General features: G+C 59.3%; 1 protein-coding gene. It reads right to left on the minus strand.

All coding sequences use genetic code 11. The features are described from left to right. Positions 1-468: 468 nt before the first annotated feature. The coding region (locus tag NCS58_RS34050) for a phosphate acyltransferase (protein WP_143756447.1) at positions 469-632 on the minus strand (164 nt) is incomplete at its 5' end.

Raw genomic sequence — 632 nt, forward strand, 5'->3', positions numbered from 1 at the left:
CCCAAGAAAGACGCTAGATTACGAGACACCAGCTGAACGATTCCATCAAGCTATTGCATCGACCGGTTGAATCCGCCACAAACTGCGGTCATTCAAACGTCAGCAACTGCTTCAAAGCCGACGGATGGGATTGCCGATCGTACAAGCGAACGACACAGCGCAGAAAGCATAAAGGCGTGGCCGTCGTTAGACGCCACGCCCGGGCCATGGTGGCGAAGGAGTTCGGAGCGGAGGTTGCTAAGCGCGGTTGCTTCTGGCCAGCGAAACTAAATTGATTTGACAGGGCGGTATCGGGGCCGGTACCACGCGACCTACAGGGGCTACGGCATTTTTGGCAATAGGCGGCATATGCACTTCGGGTTATCGCCGACAGCAGTGCAGTGCACTATTCAGAGGCCTGTATGTGCAGGTCTTTTGAGGGGTCGAGGCCCAGCCTCGACCCTCGGTATGGCTGAAATTCAGCGCAAGTTAAGCCACGTCGGACGCCGCAGTGTCCGCCACGAGAAGCGCCGTCATGTTGACGATCCGCCGCACCGTCGCCGACGACGTCAGCAGGTGAACCGGCTTCGCGGCGCCGAGCAGAATCGGCCCGATGGCGATGCCGCTGCCCGCCGCCGTCTTCAGCAGGTTGT

It is taken from the genome of Caballeronia sp. INML3B, from assembly GCF_023631305.1.
In the GTDB taxonomy this organism is placed as follows: Bacteria; Pseudomonadota; Gammaproteobacteria; order Burkholderiales; family Burkholderiaceae; genus Caballeronia; species Caballeronia turbans.